Origin of the sequence: Sphingobacterium paramultivorum, from assembly GCF_014109745.1 — a bacterium.
Lineage (GTDB): Bacteria > Bacteroidota > Bacteroidia > Sphingobacteriales > Sphingobacteriaceae > Sphingobacterium > Sphingobacterium paramultivorum.
On record NZ_CP058555.1, the window covers coordinates 5,265,331 to 5,283,985 of the forward strand.

Annotated in this window: 18 protein-coding genes; 5 read left to right on the top strand and 13 right to left on the bottom strand. The window is 40.7% G+C overall.

Annotated features, from left to right (window positions below):
* Entirely contained in the window at positions 1-372 is a 372-nt protein-coding gene (locus HS960_RS21980) for a hypothetical protein (RefSeq protein ID WP_153844404.1), read from the bottom strand.
* Positions 373-545: 173 nt separating this feature from the next.
* Between HS960_RS21980 and HS960_RS21985 the strand changes: the two genes are divergently transcribed.
* The gene (locus HS960_RS21985; RefSeq protein ID WP_182330636.1) at positions 546-2,123 is read left to right on the top strand and encodes a Na+/H+ antiporter; all 1,578 of its coding nucleotides are present in this window, start codon (positions 546-548) and stop codon (positions 2,121-2,123) included.
* 75 nt (positions 2,124-2,198) lie between these two features.
* Complete coding sequence (locus HS960_RS21990) at positions 2,199-2,837, top strand: NAD-dependent epimerase/dehydratase family protein (RefSeq protein WP_153844402.1); 639 nt, start codon at positions 2,199-2,201, stop codon at positions 2,835-2,837.
* A 19-nt stretch (positions 2,838-2,856) separates the two neighbouring features.
* Here the strand turns inward: HS960_RS21990 and HS960_RS21995 are convergent, their stop codons facing one another.
* The 6 genes from HS960_RS21995 to HS960_RS22020 all read right to left on the bottom strand — a co-directional run bounded on the left by HS960_RS21995 (position 2,857) and on the right by HS960_RS22020 (position 8,336).
* Entirely contained in the window at positions 2,857-3,405 is a 549-nt protein-coding gene (locus tag HS960_RS21995; protein WP_153844401.1) for a YcxB family protein, read from the bottom strand.
* A gap of 25 nt (positions 3,406-3,430) precedes the next feature.
* Positions 3,431-4,288: a nucleotidyl transferase AbiEii/AbiGii toxin family protein gene (locus tag HS960_RS22000; RefSeq protein WP_153844400.1), complete on the bottom strand. Its 858-nt coding sequence runs from the start codon at positions 4,286-4,288 to the stop codon at positions 3,431-3,433.
* Positions 4,285-4,923: a type IV toxin-antitoxin system AbiEi family antitoxin domain-containing protein gene (locus tag HS960_RS22005; protein ID WP_153844399.1), complete on the bottom strand. Its 639-nt coding sequence runs from the start codon at positions 4,921-4,923 to the stop codon at positions 4,285-4,287. The genes HS960_RS22000 and HS960_RS22005 overlap by 4 nt, the downstream gene beginning before the upstream one ends.
* A gap of 96 nt (positions 4,924-5,019) precedes the next feature.
* Positions 5,020-6,711 (bottom strand): HEPN domain-containing protein, encoded by a 1,692-nt coding sequence (locus tag HS960_RS22010; RefSeq protein WP_182330637.1) that lies wholly within the window; start codon positions 6,709-6,711, stop codon positions 5,020-5,022.
* A 23-nt stretch (positions 6,712-6,734) separates the two neighbouring features.
* Entirely contained in the window at positions 6,735-7,277 is a 543-nt protein-coding gene (locus HS960_RS22015; protein WP_182330638.1) for a hypothetical protein, read from the bottom strand.
* A 297-nt stretch (positions 7,278-7,574) separates the two neighbouring features.
* Positions 7,575-8,336: a hypothetical protein gene (locus tag HS960_RS22020; protein ID WP_182330639.1), complete on the bottom strand. Its 762-nt coding sequence runs from the start codon at positions 8,334-8,336 to the stop codon at positions 7,575-7,577.
* Positions 8,337-8,526: 190 nt separating this feature from the next.
* Here HS960_RS22020 and HS960_RS22025 point away from each other — a divergent pair, with 190 nt between their 5' ends.
* From HS960_RS22025 to HS960_RS22035, 3 genes are all read left to right on the top strand, one after another.
* Positions 8,527-8,943 (top strand): hypothetical protein, encoded by a 417-nt coding sequence (locus HS960_RS22025; RefSeq protein ID WP_182330640.1) that lies wholly within the window; start codon positions 8,527-8,529, stop codon positions 8,941-8,943.
* Between the two features lie 28 nt (positions 8,944-8,971).
* Positions 8,972-9,352: a hypothetical protein gene (locus HS960_RS22030; protein ID WP_075994501.1), complete on the top strand. Its 381-nt coding sequence runs from the start codon at positions 8,972-8,974 to the stop codon at positions 9,350-9,352.
* Positions 9,353-9,570: 218 nt separating this feature from the next.
* Positions 9,571-10,791, top strand: a complete 1,221-nt coding sequence (locus HS960_RS22035) for an SH3 domain-containing protein (RefSeq protein ID WP_153844394.1) — start codon at positions 9,571-9,573, stop codon at positions 10,789-10,791.
* Between the two features lie 182 nt (positions 10,792-10,973).
* Here the strand turns inward: HS960_RS22035 and lipB are convergent, their stop codons facing one another.
* The 6 genes from lipB to HS960_RS22065 all read right to left on the bottom strand — a co-directional run bounded on the left by lipB (position 10,974) and on the right by HS960_RS22065 (position 18,646).
* Positions 10,974-11,669: a lipoyl(octanoyl) transferase LipB gene (gene lipB / locus HS960_RS22040; protein WP_153844393.1), complete on the bottom strand. Its 696-nt coding sequence runs from the start codon at positions 11,667-11,669 to the stop codon at positions 10,974-10,976.
* A gap of 60 nt (positions 11,670-11,729) precedes the next feature.
* On the bottom strand, positions 11,730-12,920 hold the full coding sequence (gene hflX / locus HS960_RS22045; protein ID WP_075994499.1) for a GTPase HflX: 1,191 nt from the start codon (positions 12,918-12,920) through the stop codon (positions 11,730-11,732).
* Between the two features lie 510 nt (positions 12,921-13,430).
* Positions 13,431-15,536, bottom strand: a complete 2,106-nt coding sequence (recG, locus tag HS960_RS22050) for an ATP-dependent DNA helicase RecG (protein WP_153844392.1) — start codon at positions 15,534-15,536, stop codon at positions 13,431-13,433.
* Positions 15,537-15,572: 36 nt separating this feature from the next.
* Positions 15,573-16,286: a hypothetical protein gene (locus tag HS960_RS22055; protein ID WP_153844391.1), complete on the bottom strand. Its 714-nt coding sequence runs from the start codon at positions 16,284-16,286 to the stop codon at positions 15,573-15,575.
* 45 nt (positions 16,287-16,331) lie between these two features.
* Positions 16,332-16,742, bottom strand: a complete 411-nt coding sequence (locus tag HS960_RS22060; RefSeq protein ID WP_153844390.1) for a hypothetical protein — start codon at positions 16,740-16,742, stop codon at positions 16,332-16,334.
* A gap of 233 nt (positions 16,743-16,975) precedes the next feature.
* Positions 16,976-18,646, bottom strand: a complete 1,671-nt coding sequence (locus tag HS960_RS22065) for a RagB/SusD family nutrient uptake outer membrane protein (RefSeq protein WP_153844389.1) — start codon at positions 18,644-18,646, stop codon at positions 16,976-16,978.
* Positions 18,647-18,655: the final 9 nt, after the last annotated feature.

Consider the following 18,655-nt stretch of genomic DNA (forward strand, 5'->3'; position numbering starts at 1 on the left):
TTATGCTAATTTACTGTTTCTGTTTTGATTTAACCAGTTGTTATATCGATGGATTCCTTTTCTGAGCAATTCTTCCGAACCAAATAGGTCAATCAACTGGTGCTCGAAGAAGGATTGTACTTTTTCCGTGAATACTTTGGAGAGCGTGTCCGAAATAGGCGCTTCGTAGGTAATTTCGATCGATAACAGATTTTTTTTGCAGATTGTTACGGACGAAAAAGCTGTTAATTGATTACATTGATCGAGTGCCATAAAAGGCATGCCTATCGAGTCTGTATCCAGTTGTTTTTTGTTGAGTATTTCTTTGATAAGCGCTAAATCAGAAAGATCCACTTGTCTGATCAGATACGGTTGATTTGCAGTTGTCGCCATAAGAATAAATCTTTTTGCTAATTTAAGAAGGGTACAGGATGCTGTTTAGGTACAGACTGCTGTTAAAATAAGGGTACAGAAAAAAATAAGATGACCATGAGTTTTTTTAATTTCCATTTGAGATCTTTACACTAGGAAAAGGATATCTCTGGATCCATAAATTATGAACTCGTATGCATAGCTTGTTTCCGTTATTTATCGCGATGATCGCGATCATCGTATTGATCGAAATGTGGGCCACCAAACTACGGATAGCCTATCCCATTCTCTTGGTTCTGGCGGGGCTATTGATCAGTTTTATTCCCACTTTGCCCGTAGTGACAATTGATCCGGATGTCATCTTCCTCATTTTTCTACCACCACTACTCTGCGAGGCCTCTTGGTCTATTTCGTTTAAGGAGATGAAGAAATGGTGGCGTATTATAGGGAGTTTTGCCTTCTTGGTTGTATTCTTTACCGCACTTTCCGTTGCGGTGGTTGCCAATTATTATATACCGGGGTTTACACTAGCGCTGGGTTTTCTATTGGGGGGCATTGTGTCACCGCCGGATGCTGTCAGTACAGGGGCGATTATGAAATTTGTGAAAGTTCCCAAAGCCACTTCTGCTATCTTGGAAGGCGAAAGCCTATTAAATGATGCTTCTTCCTTGATCATTGTCCGTTTTGCCCTTATTGCCGTTGGGACAGGGCAATTTGTATGGGGACAAGCTGCGGTATCCTTTATCTGGATGCTTGTCGGTGGTGTGGGTATTGGCCTGTTATTGGGTTGGTTCTTTATACAGGCGCACAAACGCCTGCCGACAGATGCACCGTCGGATATTGCACTTACCTTGATTGAACCCTACTTTATGTATTGGATTGCGGAGCAATTCCATAGTTCAGGTGTGTTGGCTGTTGTTGCTGGAGGTCTTTTGATGTCCAGTCAGCGGTTGACATTTCTCAATAGTACGAGCCGGGTGCGGGGTCTGAGTGTTTGGGAGAGTTTTGTATTTATCTTAAATGGTATTGTATTTTTTATTATTGGATTGGATCTTCCGGAGATTGTTGACGGTCTGCGATCCAATGGAACTTCACTGCGGGAAGCTATAGGGTACGGTCTTTTGGTAACGGCAGTATTGATCCTTGCCCGTATCATCAGCTCGTATGTGGCTATGATTGCTACCCTAATTTTCCGCCCTGCTGTCGCTCCAAGGTCAAGGTCCCCTAAACAGCGTTTTCTAATGCCCCTTTTGTTGGGCTGGACCGGCATGCGCGGGGTTGTATCACTGGCAGCAGCATTGTCCATTCCTGTTGTTATGAACGGTGTGGCTGTTCCGCAGCGAAACCTGATCTTATTTATCACCTTTGTAGTGATCTTATCCACGCTCTTGATACAAGGGCTTACCTTACCCTACTTGATCAAAAGGACCAAACTATTTGAAACTTTTGAAGAAGAGCCCGAAGAGCAGGTTCGTACTCGCATGAAGCAAGGGTTAAAACATCATGTTTACCAATTTCTAAAAGATAAACATGAGAAAGAGCTGCACAATCGCGATGTTATGGACCGTATTTTGAAACATTGGGAGGAAAAGGTGAATGCGGCAGATGATTCCTGGATGAACGAAAAAACGAAAGTGATATTTATGGAGCTTTTGGATGTGCAACGGGAATATCTTCAGAAGCTAAACTGTGAGTCGACCATTGATGAGGGTATTGTTCGTTCGCAGTTATATCAACTAGACTTGGAAGAAGAGCGATTGCGACGGATTTAGCCATTTGGTTGTGTAAAACGACCGACGAGAATAATACTTGTATAACTAAATGCTCCGAAGGAGCGACGATAAAATATGAAAGTAATCATAACAGGAGCCACCGGAATGGTTGGCGAAGGTGTTTTGCTAGAATGCCTCCAAAACGAAAAGGTAACAGCTGTGCTGAGCATTTCGCGTCGTACCGCGGCTATTCAACATCCTAAATTGAAGGAACTTTTGGTGGACGACTTTACTAAACTTTCGCTATTTAGAGATGCGATTGCAGGGTATGATGCCTGCTTTTACTGTGCAGGTGTAAGTTCTGTGGGAATGAAAGAAGACAAGTACCGTTATATTACTTATGATACGACACTAGCTTTTGCAAAGTCCCTGCTGGAAATTAATCCGGAGATCAGTTTTATTTATGTGTCCGGCGGAAGCACCGATAGCACGGAGCAAGGCAAGGTGATGTGGGCTAGGGTTAAGGGTAAGACAGAGAATGATCTGGCCAAATTACCGTTCAAAAAGGAGTATAACTTTAGACCGGGGGCAATGACGACTGTTGCAGGGCAAAAGCATGCCAATCCCTTTGCTTTTGTGGCCAAAATCATCAAGTTTTTTGCCCCTTCGGCAGTACTATCCTTGCATGAGGTCGGAAGGGCAATGATACATGCTGTGGAAAGAGATGGTGTTAATAATATATTGGAGATTAAAGATATTCGCGCTTTGGCTTAAAGCGCTCGGGATTTTATGGCTATGCCCATTGCCAGTTTAGTTCCTCCCGATAGTCTATTTGAAGACGCTGACAAAGCTGCTGCAGGAAAACTTTGAATTCAGCGATATCTGATAGTTGATTTTTTGGAAAAAATAATTGGTCAGCCATTTTTAATTTTATAAAAAAAGCCGAGGACGTTTCCGTTATATATTCAAATTGGTTGAATTGATATTTAGCTTCCATTTGATCACTTTTGATTTCCAGATGATCATCTTCAAAAGTGATGGTATGGACAAGGCCGATGCGGTTTTTGAACTCTTGGCTCCTGACATATCTGGTGCCGTATTTTTTATAGTATATTCCCAGGTATTTTTGAAAAAACAGGAACGCGAGTAGGCCGACAAGGATAATTAGAATTGCCAGAAATTTTTCATAATAAAAGAAGGGAACTGCGAGGATCAGCATCAACAACAAGAAAAGTAAGCGTGCATTCTTACGGGCTTTAATGATCTGTGGAGATTTGGACATGCTAAAAAGTATGGCTTCCAATTGATCCTGTTCGGAAAGTGTTAGTTTCAGTTCTTTCATAAGATAAAAATATTAATTTTTTGGATTAGGCCCTGTCGAACTTGAGGTATTGAATTAATTTTGAAAAATACTCCTGATTCCAAATGTCGAGAGCAGTATGATCGGGAATAAACCTTACGATATCTTCTTTCACACTATTCATATTCACTGTATTTATTTTGATCTTGAGGAGATCTAGTATATCTTCTTTTGATATTGTAGATTTTTTCCAATCATTTGTGTCTTGGGCACGTAATAGGAAGTGATTAATATCCAAAGAAACACCTTTTTTTATGTACCATTCCAAATCATACCAATCTCTTCCCTTCACTCTATTTTTCCATTTTCTAAACAATAATGCGTGCATTTTACCCGCAAATAAGCTTGGCAGAGTAAAGCATTTAATATAAAAAGAGAATGGACGAAGTAGTAATTTATCTTCTGTTTCAAAACCTAATGGAGGTTTTTTGTCGACTTCTATTTTTATCTTAATGACAGGCATATTTCCCAGGCCCACCTGAGGAATGACTTCTTCTAATACTAATTCTTTCCAGACGGTGTCAGATTTCAGAAAGGCAGATTCTACGGAGGAGGTAACAGTTTTCTTTTTTTCATTTATGCTGATTGTCATTCCCAACGCTTTAAACTCATTTGTAATTGCCTCAAAATAGGGTTCAAAAGAAAAATTGGGGTCTATTGATAAAAGTGAAAAATCAAGGTCCTCGGAGTACCTATCCAATTGGTAAAAAATGCGAAGTGCTGTTCCGCCATAAAATGCAGCCTTTTCGAAAAAACCAGATCTTTGAAGTCCTGCTAATGCAACCTCTTGCATAATCTCCCGGATTGCGTCAAAGGTTTGTTGTTGATTCTGCGGATTATATTCTTTGAGCCATTCTTTTATCATAAGTTGTAGAGAGTTTTGATTAACATTTCTAAACTGTTTTTTTTCGGCGCATCAGGAATCCATGACGCTATTTCTGAAAGATTGAGTTCTTTGAGTTTTTCTTCGTCTATCCTCATATCTTCTATTAAAAAATCTATTACTTGATTTGTGCTTCGGAGAAGTATTCCAGAAGTGGTAATGATTTTGTCACATAATGCCTTTTCGGGTGAACCGATTATTATAGATTGTTTTGGGGTGAGTTGTGCCGTCTTTTGGCCAAAGGAATAATAAGGGAGGCCAACGTGAGCGAAACTAAACCTACCAATTTTTGGATTAAAAACCTTTGTCGCTTTTAGGGTAATTGAACTAATTTCATACACTTTTTCAGGAATATAGCCCCAATAAGAAAGAGCAGATTCCATAGATATATAACTGGGGCCCCATAGATGGTTTGCTATTAAAAATAACTCTGGACCTAAGATTTTACTTTTGGGGCCAGGTATATAAAATCCTCGCTTCACTGCTGTCAATATTCCCGATTTCACAAGCTCATTTATTTTGTCGTTGGGGCGCTTGTAATCCTTAAGAATGGACAAGGCTATTTGTCGCGTAATAGGTGTTTCTGCGTAATTTTCTAAAGCCTGTTTAATATCCATTTTGTTAAATATTTATATAATAATCGGAATTATTCCGATTATTTGCAAATTATTTGACATAATTGTAATTGGCTTTGTTACTTTGTAATATGCTTTCTATTCAACTTGTTCGAGCAGCTGTTGGCTGGAAATTTTCTCAAAATAGATTTCCATCTCATTGTTACATTTTTCGATAAACGTTTTGGTGAGTTCCTGTAATCTTGGGAAGGTTAGCGGATTCGCTTTGTAATTTACATTATACCTAAATTCCTGCTGTGCTTCCGTAATGTTTTTAAAGGCGTAAAGATGATCCTCATGATCTAGGCAAAATGTTGCGTAGGCATCAGGGACTATCAATTTGCAGAGTGTCATCAGAAAAGTCAGGTTGACACGTTGTGGTTTGTATTGGATGACGGAATTGATTACCCCGAGACAAGCCTGCTCCAACGCTTGCGATAGCATATAATATGTGGCCTCGATGCTTATTGACGACCTATCTTCCTCGTAGGGTAAATATAATGTGTGCGCATTATTATAGCGCGTCTTCCACTGTTGATGTACATAATCCAAATTAAGCTGTGGGGCAACGATACTTTCCAGATCGATATTTGCTATTGATGGATTTTGAAACCAGATGTCACCGGCTTTTAGGAGCGAAAGAAAAAAAGGATGACCCTTTAAAAGCTGTTTGCTGAAAGCGGCTGAGTTTTCAAGGGCCAGCGTAAGCGATACATTGTTGGGGAGCAAATCCGTAATGAGCTGGGGTAGATTATTTAGCTCGGCGTTTAAAGTATCATAAGCGACAAAAATATAGTAAGTATGCGTGATACAATCATTTTTGGCTTTTTGGAGCGCATTCTGATATTTGTGATGATCAGAATCATAACCGAAACATACTATCAGCGCAGGAGTGCAATAGCGCTCTATAGCGTTTAAAATGAGGTCTCGATAATTGGCGTTACAATAGCTTTGTTTGTATATTTCATTGTTATTTTTGCAATTTTCAAATTCGTTGTTGGCAGCTGGGACTCGGTTAAGTTTTGACTTAATTTCTTCGAACAAAAGATTGGAATAATCGTAGATCCAGTTTAATGTATTGATAGCAATTTGATAGGCTGTTTCTAATACATCTTCATCGATAAAATAGTCAAAGTGATATCGATAGTCAATGTAAGCCTTGTTGATTTTCTCCAAAGCTTGTTTGTTTTCCATGTTATCTGTTAGTGTGCCGAGCCGATCGTCGAAAGCTTTGAGATAGTTTATATGGTTTTTTAGGGAATGGGACTTTTTATCCTCAACGACAAGGATATTTTCTGCTGTTCGAAATGCAAGTTCTAAAGCTTGGTGTAGCATGAATGCTGCGTGTGCATAATTTTTATGCTCGAAATAGAAATTGTAGCCATCTATAAAAGATCGAATCTTGCCCTTTTCCTTATCGATATATGTCTTTGTTTTTTCGATGACTTCATCACTTTTATTATTTGGTAAGACAAGGGGGATATCTTGCACAGGATTCTGATAACTGCGGTTTTCAGGTTGACAAATAAGATAGGCTCGGCCTAAACCTTGATTTATTTTTTGTTGTATTTCGTGCGTGAAGTTTACATTGATATACACATTGGGATAGGAACCAACGGTTTTGTTTATCAGACTGTTTGCATCGGAAAATCGAATACCGGCATTTGACGTAAGATTGACCTGTAACATCTGATACTTTTTACTATCGTGGTCAAAAGTCCATTGGTAAATTTCATCGACGGCAACAGCACGAAGTATTGCTTCGATAATAGGGTTAATATCGGTGTTCATAATAAATTGGTTTGGTGTTGTGGTTATTTATCTATTTTTCCTTCATTTAGATGTATGGTTTTCAAAACAATTGGGAGATCTGAGAGTATTTCTTGAAGAGGTATGAGATCTTCTGAATAACTTAAAAAAGTGCAACTAAAACTTGGGTCCAAGTAGGAAAAGAGAAGTTCGTCTATAGCGGTATACCAGTCTCTGTGACTTTGGTAGCTAAACATTTTCGTTAAAAAATCGGGAGGATATACTCCTAGACGATAATTACAGGAGCAGTCAATCTCGTCGCTATGGTTTGGAAGAACATATTTTTTATTCTTTCTTAATCCGGATTTGTTAAATATCAGCCAAGCAAGATCGATCGCTTTACCGAGTTCTAGATAAGCATGCGTTGAGTTAAAATCCTTACAGCGGATCTCTTTGCATAAACACATGTTGATAAAATGCAAGAAATTTTTACTGCAAGTTTTTTTATCCTCTGAAAATTTTTTGAGGGTCAACAAGTGATTATTGAATTGGCCTTTACGGAGGTATCTAAATTCTCTCCATGTTATTTTTCTGCTTTTCTTTTTCATCTTCTTAAGTTATTTGATTATCAATTGTTTTTTTTGATTCAGTTATTTATACTACACCAGAGAGGCGCAGTTGAGCTGAAACTTTCTGAGTACCTTCGTGGACGCACAAACTAGGTCTTTATTAAGCGCTGTTTTAAGCAATATTCAACGAGCCTAATGCCATTTATTAATTCCCCTCGTAATTACTCATGCATAGTTTATTTTTCAGCTGTATTCATGAATTCGTTGCATTTTGGTTGAATAAATTATGCGGATTTCATTGATCTTTGGTGCTTTAAAAGCGTTAGTTTATTGTTTCTAAGTTGCTATTTCGCTTACGGGGATTTCTGATATGTGTGAGTTTTGGCTGTTTTCAATATCATTGCTGTTTTCCTGCACTTCTTTTTGAGCATATTTTTTATCAATACTTTCTTCTATGATTTGCCGTAATTTAGTTTTCTCTTTGGTAGACTGATGAGGTTCATCATTTATAGCTTTTACATAGCATGGAACATTTAAGGATATTCCTTCATCTTCATAGATATAATGTAGGGCGAATGCGAGTCGCATCAGCAATTCTCGTATGGCCATAATTTGATCGCCAAAATATTCGTAGTTACCTGAGTCGGATACCGTTAGATAGTGCATGATATCATCCATTGTTTCATACCATTTTTGAAGAGATTGGTATGAGAAAAACTTACTGATGGTGTCAGAAGGATCTATATGTCCGTTGGTCGTATATTCCAGTTTAAATAGATAATTGTGGTAGTCTTCTTTTGTCGAAAAGAAATTCAATGGCGTTTCTTGTATAGAGAGTTGACATTGATGAAAAATTACAAAAGCCACTTCAATCTGTTTGATCATTTGTTTGCAATGATATCCGTTTTCAGCAAAATTGTGATCTGCCATTTCGGGGACAGTTGCTGCGTTGACAAAAAGCTGAATATGATTCACCCAGTAAATAATATTTGTTTCATAGCGATAGAAATCCCTGATATAGATCATTGGATTTTTGACTATATCCTTGCTTAAATAGCGAAAATGTTTCGCTTTTAGTTTCTTTTGCGTATTTTTCATCAGATTATATGTTTTAAAGTTGATGAAACTGCTGCGTAGGGCTAATAACGATCCGTGCACCTGATCTAAAGCCTTATCGGTTTCATTTGTAAGTTTTTTTGGTTAATGTTGTGTTTATAATTATCAATAGTTAAGCTAATTTAAACACTAATTTTCGATTAAACAAATTTTATATTGATAATTATTGATTATGAGTTCTTTTTTAACGAGAATTAAAGTTATTGCAGATAGAGAAGGACTGAGCGTAACAGCCTTTGAAACTGCCGTTGGAGCTAGTAGAGGTGTATTTACACGTGCCTTAACCAACAATACAGATGTACAGGCGAAATGGTTAGTTAGTATTGTTGAAAAATATCCAGCATATTCTTCCGAATGGTTGTTAAAAGGCGAAGGCGAGATGCTAAAGCCTGTTCTTGCACAGGAAGAGGAACAAGAAGGCTATCTGACAAATGAAATTGAAGGCGTTACTAATGCCGTTGTCAATTCACTAAGACAGGTTATATCGTCACAAAATATCACAATTAAATCTCAAGAGAAGACAATTATTTCGTTGGAGCGATTATTGTCGATTCAAGAGCAGGAAATAAAATCGTTAAGAAATAAATAAACAGCCAACATTTAAAAAAAAGCTATAGGTGAATGTAAAGGAACGTGTGCTGCTTATTGCTGAAACCAAAGGGATCAGCAAAACCGAATTTTTCAAAGATGTGCAACTTTCCTATGCAAACTTTAAGGGAGGGCAGAAAAATACTGCACTCAGCTCGGATGCCATGGTTGCTATACTGTCTAAACATCCCGACATTAGTCCGGCCTGGTTACTCATGGGGGAAGGAACTATGATGCGGAAGGATGAGAGGAATGTGGTAAGTGCTCCACCTGCCGAAACAGCTCCTTCTACTGCCGAAGGCCTCGGAATTTATAGGCAGCTGGTCAATGCCTTAGAGCAAACCGTCAAGGCACAGGAAAAAACAATCCAGTCATTGGAAGGACAGGTGAGTTTATTGCAGCGCAAATAGCCACATCGTGTAGTTTAGAAACCAAATAATTTCCTCCCCAAAAAAATACCTGATTCCGGTGATTTCATTGGCCTCCTTTTTGTTTTAATTTCGTTATTGCAACGGTGCGTGTTTGACCGGCAGCCAGAAAAAGTTTCTGTTGCATTTATAGATGTCTCGTTCCCTGCGGTTGATCGCAATGGAACGACCACTAGTCATGTATTCAAAGAATTAATTTTATGTCGAAAAAAGTATTTGTTATATGCTGTCTGCTTTTAGCTTGTTTTGTGCATCAGGCACTAGCACAGCCTGCGGGTCAGCGCCCAATGTATACCTCAACATGGGGACACCTTTACCGTGAAGCAGGAAACAGTAAAGACCTCTTGGGGGTTTTCCCAACGGAGGCACCTGTCTACCTGCTAGATTCAACCAATACACAGTATAAGGTGCAGGTGAGTAATGGGGATATCGGCTATATTGACCGTCAGCCTTTGAAAAGTGCAATGTTCGGAAAAAGATCTGCCGGCGAGCCAAAGCAATATTTCTATCGTGGAACAACAGATGCCCAATGCCCACATTTCTATGTGCAGGTGTCGCAATTGCGCGTGCGTAAGGCTCCTAATACAACAAGTACCGCTGTGCGTAGGGCCGGGCTCAATGAAATGGTATGTATCGATTATGTGCCGCTCTACACAGATGGATGGGTCTACATTGGAGACCACTTTCATGAAAGTCCGGAGTATATTCAGATGAAATTTTTGGGGTCTGAACTAACGTATGACAAGGTGCTAAGAGAATATCTGGCCGTAAAAGGAAAGGACCAGGAGAAAGAGCTGGCAGCAGTTGGACGCCTGCGTGAGATCGGGTGGACCAAGTATCCCAAATTAAAACAGGCCCTTACCTATTGGAAGGAATCCTATGCTCAAGCGGGAATAGTAGATCCCAAAGTTGATATAGACTTTGAATTACTCTTGGCCAATAAATTCCAAAATGAGCTCCAGTCCGAAGTTTATGCCAAGAAACTGAAAGCGCTGAATTTCCATTTCGAATGGAAAGGAGTGTCGTTAGCTGACGGCAAGATTACGGATGCACAGATGAAGCAACTGGCTTTACAACGGGTTTCCGAAATTCCCGATATGCCCGAATGTGGCTGGGAGCCGCGGTATTACTATAAAACACCGAATATGATCGTTGCCTTCGAAGAAAACTATAAGGGGAAAGTGGTCGGTACGATGTATAAGCTGTTTTTTAGTGATGGCGAAACCATTGTCATGGGCAACGAGCGGATGGATGCCAATTACGCAGAAAAAGACTTTGTAAACCACTTTGGTGAATTGCTTTCGGCAGATTGGATTTCAACACCACATACGTACTATATTCAAAATAGCGATGCAGGATTATTTATATTCAGATTTGTTGATGGGAAACTGGCCAGCTATGAGTGCATGTATTATTGTTAATACTCCGAAATTGTGTAGGGGTCAAGTATAGACTTCCAAGCGTTTGAAAATGTCCTTCCTTTGTGATGTTAGCAAGGATTTTATTAACGAGCAGGAACAGGGATGCTCAAAAAATAAGGCCCTTTGAAGGGGAATTAAAACTCCGCTTTCAAAGGGCCTTTGGATGTTATTGAAATCTTAAATTAGACTACTTGCATTTCAAAGAGTTGTGCAATATGGCCTTTCAATTTTTCTTTCACGTCTTCCATATCGACTTCTTTGCCAAGTTCCCGCTTTAAAGACGTTACATCCTTATCGTCGATACCGCAAGGAATGATGTTGCCAAAATAGTCGAGGTCTGTGTTGACATTGAATGCAAAACCATGCATGGTCACCCAGCGTGAAGCGCGAACCCCCATCGCACAGATTTTGCGTGCCGTCGGTTTATCGGGCTCTATCCATACACCGGTAAATCCAGTATATCTCCCGGCTTCGATACCGAAATCAGCACAGGTCAGTATGATCGCTTCTTCCAGTGTACGCAGATAAAGATGTATATCGGTAAAGAAGTTGTCGAGATCCAGGATCGGGTAACCGACAATCTGTCCCGGACCGTGATAGGTAATGTCGCCGCCACGGTTGATCTTATAGAATTTGGCTTCTTTCTCTTCGAGTCCTTTTTCATCTAACAGCAAGTATTCCTCGTGCCCGCTTTTCCCTAAGGTGTAAACATGGGGATGTGCTGTAAAGATCAAGTAATTCGGGGTACTGGTTGCTGTCGCGTTGACCCTATTGTCGTGCTTAATGTCCAATACTCCCTTAAAGATGGATTCTTGTCTGTCCCAGGCTTCCTGATAATCGACAAGACCCCAATCTTGAAACTGCACCTCTTTGTTCATTTTGTATTTTTTTAAGCTGTGAATGGACATAAGGCCCATTCACAGCATTGTTTGTCAAAATTAATACAATAAATTATTGTATGGGTAACGCTCATTGTGCATCTTCACAATGATATCGTAAAGTTTTTGTTTGAACTCTTCGATATTCGTTTTATTTGTTGCTGACAGAAAGATTGCGGGATCTGAATTTTTTGCCATCCAGGAATTACGGAAATCATCCAACGTTACCTCGATCTCCTCGCCATCGTGTCCTTCTTCGACCGCCGGTTTATAAAGGTCAATTTTGTTGAACACCGTAATCACCGGTTTGTCCAGCGCTTTAAGATCCTTCAATGTTTCGTTTACCGCCTGGATATGATCTTCAAAATTCGGATGCGAGATGTCGACTACGTGGATCAGGACATCGGCTTCCCGAACTTCATCCAATGTGGATTTGAAACATTCCACCAAGTGATGCGGTAGTTTACGGATAAAACCAACGGTATCTGAAAGCAAAAAAGGAAGGTTGTCGATAACAACTTTACGTACTGTCGTATCTAATGTTGCGAAAAGTTTATTCTCGATCAATACATCAGACTTGGAGATCATATTCATGATCGTCGACTTTCCGACATTGGTATAACCTACCAAAGCTACACGGATCATCTCACCACGGTTTTTTCGTTGTGTCTCGTTTTGCTTGTCGATTGCTTTTAGGCGTTCTTTGAACAAGGAAATTTTGTCCAGAATGATCCGTCTATCGGTCTCGATCTGTGACTCCCCCGGGCCACGCATACCAATACCCCCGCGCTGACGTTCCAAGTGGGTCCACATACGGGTCAAACGTGGTAAAAGGTATTGCAGCTGTGCCAATTCCACCTGTGTCTTCGCCTGTGCGGTTTTGGCATGACGGGCAAAGATGTCCAGGATGAGATTGGAGCGGTCCAATATCTTGCGTTTCAGTTCTTTTTCAATATTACGCAACTGCGAAGGTGAAAGCTCATCGTCGAAAACAACGATGTCAATTTCCTCGGCTTCGACGTATGCTTTTATTTCTTCCAGCTTTCCACTACCGACAAATGTAGCGCGATCTGGGAAGCCCAGTTTCTGTGTAAACATGCCTTTGGTCTCACCACCGGCAGTCTGTACAAGAAATTCAAGTTCCTCCAAGTATTCTTTTGCTTTTGTCTCCGTCACACTTGGCGTGATGACACTCACCAAGACGGCTGTTTCGGGTTTTATAGCTGTATCGTGTATTTTAAATCTGGCCATTTTGTACTATTAAGTCTTTCAAGTGAAGTCGGCAGGTCATTAAGCTTTGCAATGTGCGCTATTGCCTACCTCTTGTTATACGTTCACTTTTTAATTATTTTGAATGAGCTCGCAAGCCCGGTTTTTGTTTGAAAAGGTAAATTTAAGAATTTATGCGTTTGTACACCACACAAGACTGATGCCGATTATGACATAATTCTCCATTAACCAATAAATTTCCTGTGATTTGCTTACCAGGGCAACTCAAAATATGTAAGCGTTCGGTCGCCATCTTTTGCCTAGTAAAAGAAGGGATATTTTTCTATATCATGTTCATAATGATGCAAAAGTAAATAAATTTGGTTTTATATACAAAAAAGATAAATTGTCTTCAAAAGCTAATTAACAACAATTCGTATCCTATTTATGTTGAAGAGCGGCCTTTAGATTCCAATGCGCTCTGTTTATTCACTTAAACACGTTATCGATTTATTTGCTGGCCCCGTTTTTTGTCGCGAAAATGACATGCGGTTAAGAAATCTTGTCCCAAGCAATGCCATCGGATTTTCTGGCGAGGAAGCTTCGCAGTAAATGATTCTTTTCGCTTTGTAGTGTTGGGTCTTCTTTGAAAATAGCAATGACGGTGTTACGGCATTCGGTAAGCAATGCCTGATCTGTAGCTAGGTTCGCCATCTTGAGGTCAAGTACACCCGACTGTTGGGTGCCCGATATATCGCCTGGACCACGTAGCTGTAGGTCGACTTCTGCAATCTCAAACCCGTCATTGGTACGCACCATTGTATCCAGCCTTAATCGTCCTTCTTTGCTCAGCTTATTGCCCGACATCAGGATACAGAAAGACTGTTCGGCACCACGGCCTACGCGGCCACGCAATTGGTGCAGCTGGGATAATCCAAAACGTTCGGAATTTTCAATGACCATGACCGATGCATTGGGAACATTAACTCCGACCTCTATAACGGTGGTGGCAACCATGATCTGCGTTTCATGTTTGACAAATCGTTGCATCTCAAAGTCTTTATCTTTTACGGGCATCTTGCCGTGAACAATACTGATCTTGTATTGTGGTAGCGGAAATTCGCGTTGCAAATTCTCAAGGCCTGCTTCCAGGTAAATCAGATCCAGTTTTTCGCTTTCCTTGATGAGGGGATATACCAGGTAGACCTGCCTGCCTTTGGCGATCTCCTCGCGCATGAAGCCGAACATCCTTAAACGAGAGCTTTCAAAAAAGTGAACAGTCTTGATTGGTTTACGCCCAGCAGGTAATTCGTCAATTACAGAGATGTCCAAGTCGCCGTACATGGTCATCGCTAGTGTGCGTGGAATAGGTGTGGCTGTCATGACCAACATATGCGGTGGAATGACATTCTTCCGCCAGAGTTTGGCCCGTTGTTCTACGCCAAAGCGATGCTGTTCGTCAATAACAACGAAGCCCAGGTTTTTGAACTGCACCTTATCCTCGATCAGGGCATGGGTACCAATTAAAATATCCAGGCTGCCATCTTCCAGTGCCTGGTGGATCAGACGGCGTTCCTTCGTGCTTGTGGAGCCTGTAAGTAGTTTAATATTGACGATGTCATCGCCTACGAGCTGCTTTAGTCCATGATAATGCTGTGTCGCCAGGATTTCTGTGGGGGCCATCATACAGGCCTGAAATCCATTGTCGACAGCGAGTAGCATGCTCATCAGGGCAACAACTGTTTTCCCGGAGCCAACATCACCCTGCACCAGACGGTTCATCTGCGCGCCTGTATTGGTATCGATACGGATTTCCTTCACAACGCGCTTCTGTGCGCCTGTCAACGGGAACGGAAGGCGCTCATTAAAGAATGTGTTGAATTTTTCACCGACTTTATTGAACCGCTGGCCTCTAAACTTCTGGGTATTGAGCTGTTTGTTGTTGAGCAACTTGAGCTGAATAAAGAATAGTTCTTCAAACTTGATGCGTTTGATCGCTTGGTTCAGCTCCTTTTGATCGCTTGGAAAGTGTATGGATGCGAAAGCCTGCTGCCGCGATATGAGGCGATGTTTAGTGAGAACTTCCTGGGGAAGCGATTCGCCTATAGTGCGAAATACGGTTTCCAGTGCAGTCTGCTGTAGCCGCTGTATGCCTTTGGCATCAAGGTTGAATTTTTTGAGTTTCTCCGTTGAAGAGTATACAGGCTGTAAGCTCATATTGCCGACCTGTTTTACCTGCGGGTTGTACAGGTCCATTTCGGGATGAGTAATGGATAGTTGTCCATTGAATTCACTCGGCTTGCCATAAATAATATAGGCCGAACCTACTTTCAGTGATTTTTGGAGCCATGGGATAGACTGAAACCAGACAAGTTCCATGGAGCCGGTTTCGTCCTTGAATGAACCGATAAGGCGTTTTGTCTTTTTCTCACCCACGAGCTGTAAAGAAACCAGACGGCCCAGGACCTGTGCTGCCATCATGTCTGGGTGGAGTTTCCTTATTTTATGGAATTCCGTACGATCGATATAACGGAAAGGATATTGCGTCAGTAGATCACCAATGGTAAATACCTGCAACTCTTTCTTGAGCACATCTGCCTTTTGTGGACCTACACCTTTGAGGTATTCTATGGGGGTAATTAAACTTAATTCAGCCATTCTTCTAGAATGGCTAAATTACGAAAAATTTAATTTTTACGATTTATATACTTCTACAAATGGTTTTCCATCCCTGCATTGAACTGGTCTGGCCATATTTGGACAGTCCCCTTGACAGGTTGTTTTCTCCAAACGAAGCTTGTTTTCCATGAGGCGGTTATAGAGTGCTATTTTTTCTATCATCTCGTTTGATCGGATGGTTTTGTGTACGGCAATTCCTTCCATACAACAGCCTGTGCGTAAAAAATGGCTGGTCCAATCGTTTGGATTCGAGCAGGTCACGTCTTTATAGAACTCTTTTAGCTCCTTGAGTCTTTTGGGTAGTTCTGCGTTGATTTCTTCAAGCGATAGATCGTAGGCAAAACGCAGTGCGGCTTTACCGTTATAACAGACTTTCCCCACAGGTGGATTGGGCGCTGGCATTGATAGGCGTTGTGCATCATAGTACGTTTTTCCTTCACGTTCGGCTGCTTTATTTAGCTCATCTTGGAGATGATCTAATTCGAGATTCAATTTTTCGAATTGGGTTTTCAGTGAAGAATGCACTAGGTAATATGTATAATATGGACGCTGTACAATTTCAAACTCTTCAATATTTGTGCAGGGAACAGATTCAAGCAGCTTGTTGAGTTCCTGCGCCTTTGCATTGACTTGCTCATTCCAATATTCGTACGATTTAGAACTATCTTTCGAACAGGCAAAGAAGAGTATAAGTCCAATAATCGGGACTATAAAGATTATTTTTTTCATGTTTGGTTAATTAGGGTTTTTGCTATTTTTATGTGTAGAATCTGTCTATTCGTATTTAATTGTTGCCTGCCCTTCTTTGCAGATAATACCTGTTGGTTTTTGATAAGGTGTGCAATTTATTCTGGGCGCCATCATCGGCTGGTATATTTCCATCAGTTTGTTGTTGTCATTGATCATATTCTGCAATTTTGTTTTGTCTACAGATTTGTGGTAGGGGAGGTAACTTATTCCGCACACTGTCCGTATTTCCATCATTTCCCATTCCGTAGCGTCAGTACATGATTTTGGGCTAGCAAAAGCAACGATTTTGCGGTACTTCTCATTGGAAAGCGACTCAAGTTCCTTTTCTGTTTTGTCCTTGTAGGGATTTTCCAAATGTGATTCTGATTTACAGACAACAAATAGCAGGCTGCAGGCTAAGAGGGTGGTCATACCCAAAATGGAAAGATTTTTCATAATATTCTTTTTGGTTTTTTAACTAAACGGGTAATTTTTGATCTCTGCTACAGGAGGTCTCTATTAAGTTTTTGTTAAGGGAACTTGGAGTATGTCGCAGTAGCCGTGAGAAGAGAAGAGAAGAGAAGAGAAGAGAAGAGAAGAGAAGAGAAGAGAAGAGAATGCATAAAAAGAGGGCTGTCCAATCATTTTGGACAGCCCCGTTTGAGAATTTATTCCGGATGATTTCTCGCTTAGAAATTACCCTTATTTACATCCCACCAAAGTCTGGTACCGCCGTTGTCAGGTCCGCCCAACAAGGAGATTGCAGATTGTACTTCAGCTGCATTTGTATTGTATTCATTTTGTGGGAACGGTAAACGACGGATCTGTATTTTAGTATCGATCAGTCCACCACTATTGTTGACAACAACTGGGAATAGACGTGGATATCCTGTACGACGAAATTCACTCCAAGCTTCTTGTCCTTCAGGGAAGATCGCCAACCATTTCTGTGTGATAATACGTTCCAATTTTTCTTCGTTGGTAGCACCCTCATTCCATTTGATGGTCAGTGTGCTTGGTGAAGCTGCGTTATTCTTCGCATTGAAGGGATCCTCGTAAGCTGCTGCCTTACTTGTATTATCATTTAGGTAAGTGCTTAAACCTGATGTTACACCCCATTGCGTAAAGGAAGTTTCCACTCCTTTTTCATAAAGTGATTGCGCTGTTCCGCCAGCATTGTTCCAACCTCTCAATGCTGCTTCGGCACGTAGGAAGTAAACTTCAGCGGCAGTCATCAATACCGGTGCTGTTGTCGCTACGAAAGTAGGCGTTGTACCTTCGGTATTCAAAGCGGATAGTTTTTGGTATTTATCCTTTTCGATACCATCAGCTCCTGCGCGGATTCCAATGTATTTACCAGCGAAAGCCGTTGTTGTTGCATCTTTAATGACGGGCGCCATGTACTTAGAGATACGAGGGTCGTTCAATCCTGTCATATAAGACGAAAGCGTCGCATTGATACGTGTGTCAGCCCAGTTTTTGGAAATAAACCAAAGCGGGTTGCTGTAGGTTCCATCTGCCGGTACAGTGATCTTGAAGTTTTCGCTATTGCTTTCCAAGACACCGCCATTTGCTGGATCCAATGCTTTTTCAGCCTGTGTTTTCGCTAATGTTGCATCGATTTTAACCAAACGCATCGCTAAACGAAGGCGCAATGAATTGGCAATTTTCAACCAATTTTTAAATCTGACCTGATTATCTGTATTCGGAAATACCAAATCGATCTGGTCAATTTTAGCAGCCATTGGACTATCTGCTTTGTATGATTTCAATGCTGTTACAGCCTCATCAAGCTCTTTGAAGAAAGCAGCATATACATCCGATTGTTTGTCGTATGGAACGGTATTCGAAGTACCTACTTTACTATATGGAATAGGACCATAGATATCTGTCACCCGACTGGCCGCTTCTACTTTGATCACTAATGCGGAGCCCCATAGTGCTGGATATGTTTCTGCAAGTCCATTGCTTTTTAGCTTCTCAATGGATTTGATAACGTTGAGATATAAGACCTGGAACGGTTCGCCATTCCATCCATTAACCATCGCATAATTCAGGTTGTTTTGTCCGCTATTGAAAGGCGTAGGTGACATGAAAAAGCCTGAAAAAACGTCTGCATTCAAGTTTTGTTGTACCTGATAGGAGTTAGGGTCTCCAGCACCGGAAAAGTTATAGATAGACATTTGTGCATTTCTGAGAAAAAGCACAAGATCCTGTCCATCACCTTTTAAATCTTCGTCGGTAAGCCCAATATTGTTTTTATTGTATTCTTCGAAATTCTTTGTACAGCTGGTCAATGTTCCTCCGAGAAGTAACAGGGCAAGCGAGAATTTAGATATATGTTTGATATTAAATTTCATTGTTGATCG

What these genes read in the sequence shown, in the direction of transcription:
- HS960_RS22005 (WP_153844399.1), bottom strand. Translation starts at nt 4,923, where the DNA reads ATGGATATTAAACAGGCTTTAGAAAATTACGCAGAAACACCTATTACG.
- HS960_RS22020 (WP_182330639.1), bottom strand. Translation starts at nt 8,336, where the DNA reads ATGAAAAATACGCAAAAGAAACTAAAAGCGAAACATTTTCGCTATTTA.
- HS960_RS22060 (WP_153844390.1), bottom strand. Translation starts at nt 16,742, where the DNA reads ATGAAAAATCTTTCCATTTTGGGTATGACCACCCTCTTAGCCTGCAGC.
- HS960_RS21990 (WP_153844402.1), top strand. Translation starts at nt 2,199, where the DNA reads ATGAAAGTAATCATAACAGGAGCCACCGGAATGGTTGGCGAAGGTGTT.
- HS960_RS22025 (WP_182330640.1), top strand. Translation starts at nt 8,527, where the DNA reads ATGAGTTCTTTTTTAACGAGAATTAAAGTTATTGCAGATAGAGAAGGA.
- HS960_RS22015 (WP_182330638.1), bottom strand. Translation starts at nt 7,277, where the DNA reads ATGAAAAAGAAAAGCAGAAAAATAACATGGAGAGAATTTAGATACCTC.
- hflX (WP_075994499.1), bottom strand. Translation starts at nt 12,920, where the DNA reads ATGGCCAGATTTAAAATACACGATACAGCTATAAAACCCGAAACAGCC.
- HS960_RS22065 (WP_153844389.1), bottom strand. Translation starts at nt 18,646, where the DNA reads ATGAAATTTAATATCAAACATATATCTAAATTCTCGCTTGCCCTGTTA.
- HS960_RS21985 (WP_182330636.1), top strand. Translation starts at nt 546, where the DNA reads ATGCATAGCTTGTTTCCGTTATTTATCGCGATGATCGCGATCATCGTA.
- recG (WP_153844392.1), bottom strand. Translation starts at nt 15,536, where the DNA reads ATGGCTGAATTAAGTTTAATTACCCCCATAGAATACCTCAAAGGTGTA.
- HS960_RS22035 (WP_153844394.1), top strand. Translation starts at nt 9,571, where the DNA reads ATGTCGAAAAAAGTATTTGTTATATGCTGTCTGCTTTTAGCTTGTTTT.
- lipB (WP_153844393.1), bottom strand. Translation starts at nt 11,669, where the DNA reads ATGAACAAAGAGGTGCAGTTTCAAGATTGGGGTCTTGTCGATTATCAG.
- HS960_RS21995 (WP_153844401.1), bottom strand. Translation starts at nt 3,405, where the DNA reads ATGAAAGAACTGAAACTAACACTTTCCGAACAGGATCAATTGGAAGCC.
- HS960_RS21980 (WP_153844404.1), bottom strand. Translation starts at nt 372, where the DNA reads ATGGCGACAACTGCAAATCAACCGTATCTGATCAGACAAGTGGATCTT.
- HS960_RS22010 (WP_182330637.1), bottom strand. Translation starts at nt 6,711, where the DNA reads ATGAACACCGATATTAACCCTATTATCGAAGCAATACTTCGTGCTGTT.
- HS960_RS22000 (WP_153844400.1), bottom strand. Translation starts at nt 4,288, where the DNA reads ATGATAAAAGAATGGCTCAAAGAATATAATCCGCAGAATCAACAACAA.
- HS960_RS22055 (WP_153844391.1), bottom strand. Translation starts at nt 16,286, where the DNA reads ATGAAAAAAATAATCTTTATAGTCCCGATTATTGGACTTATACTCTTC.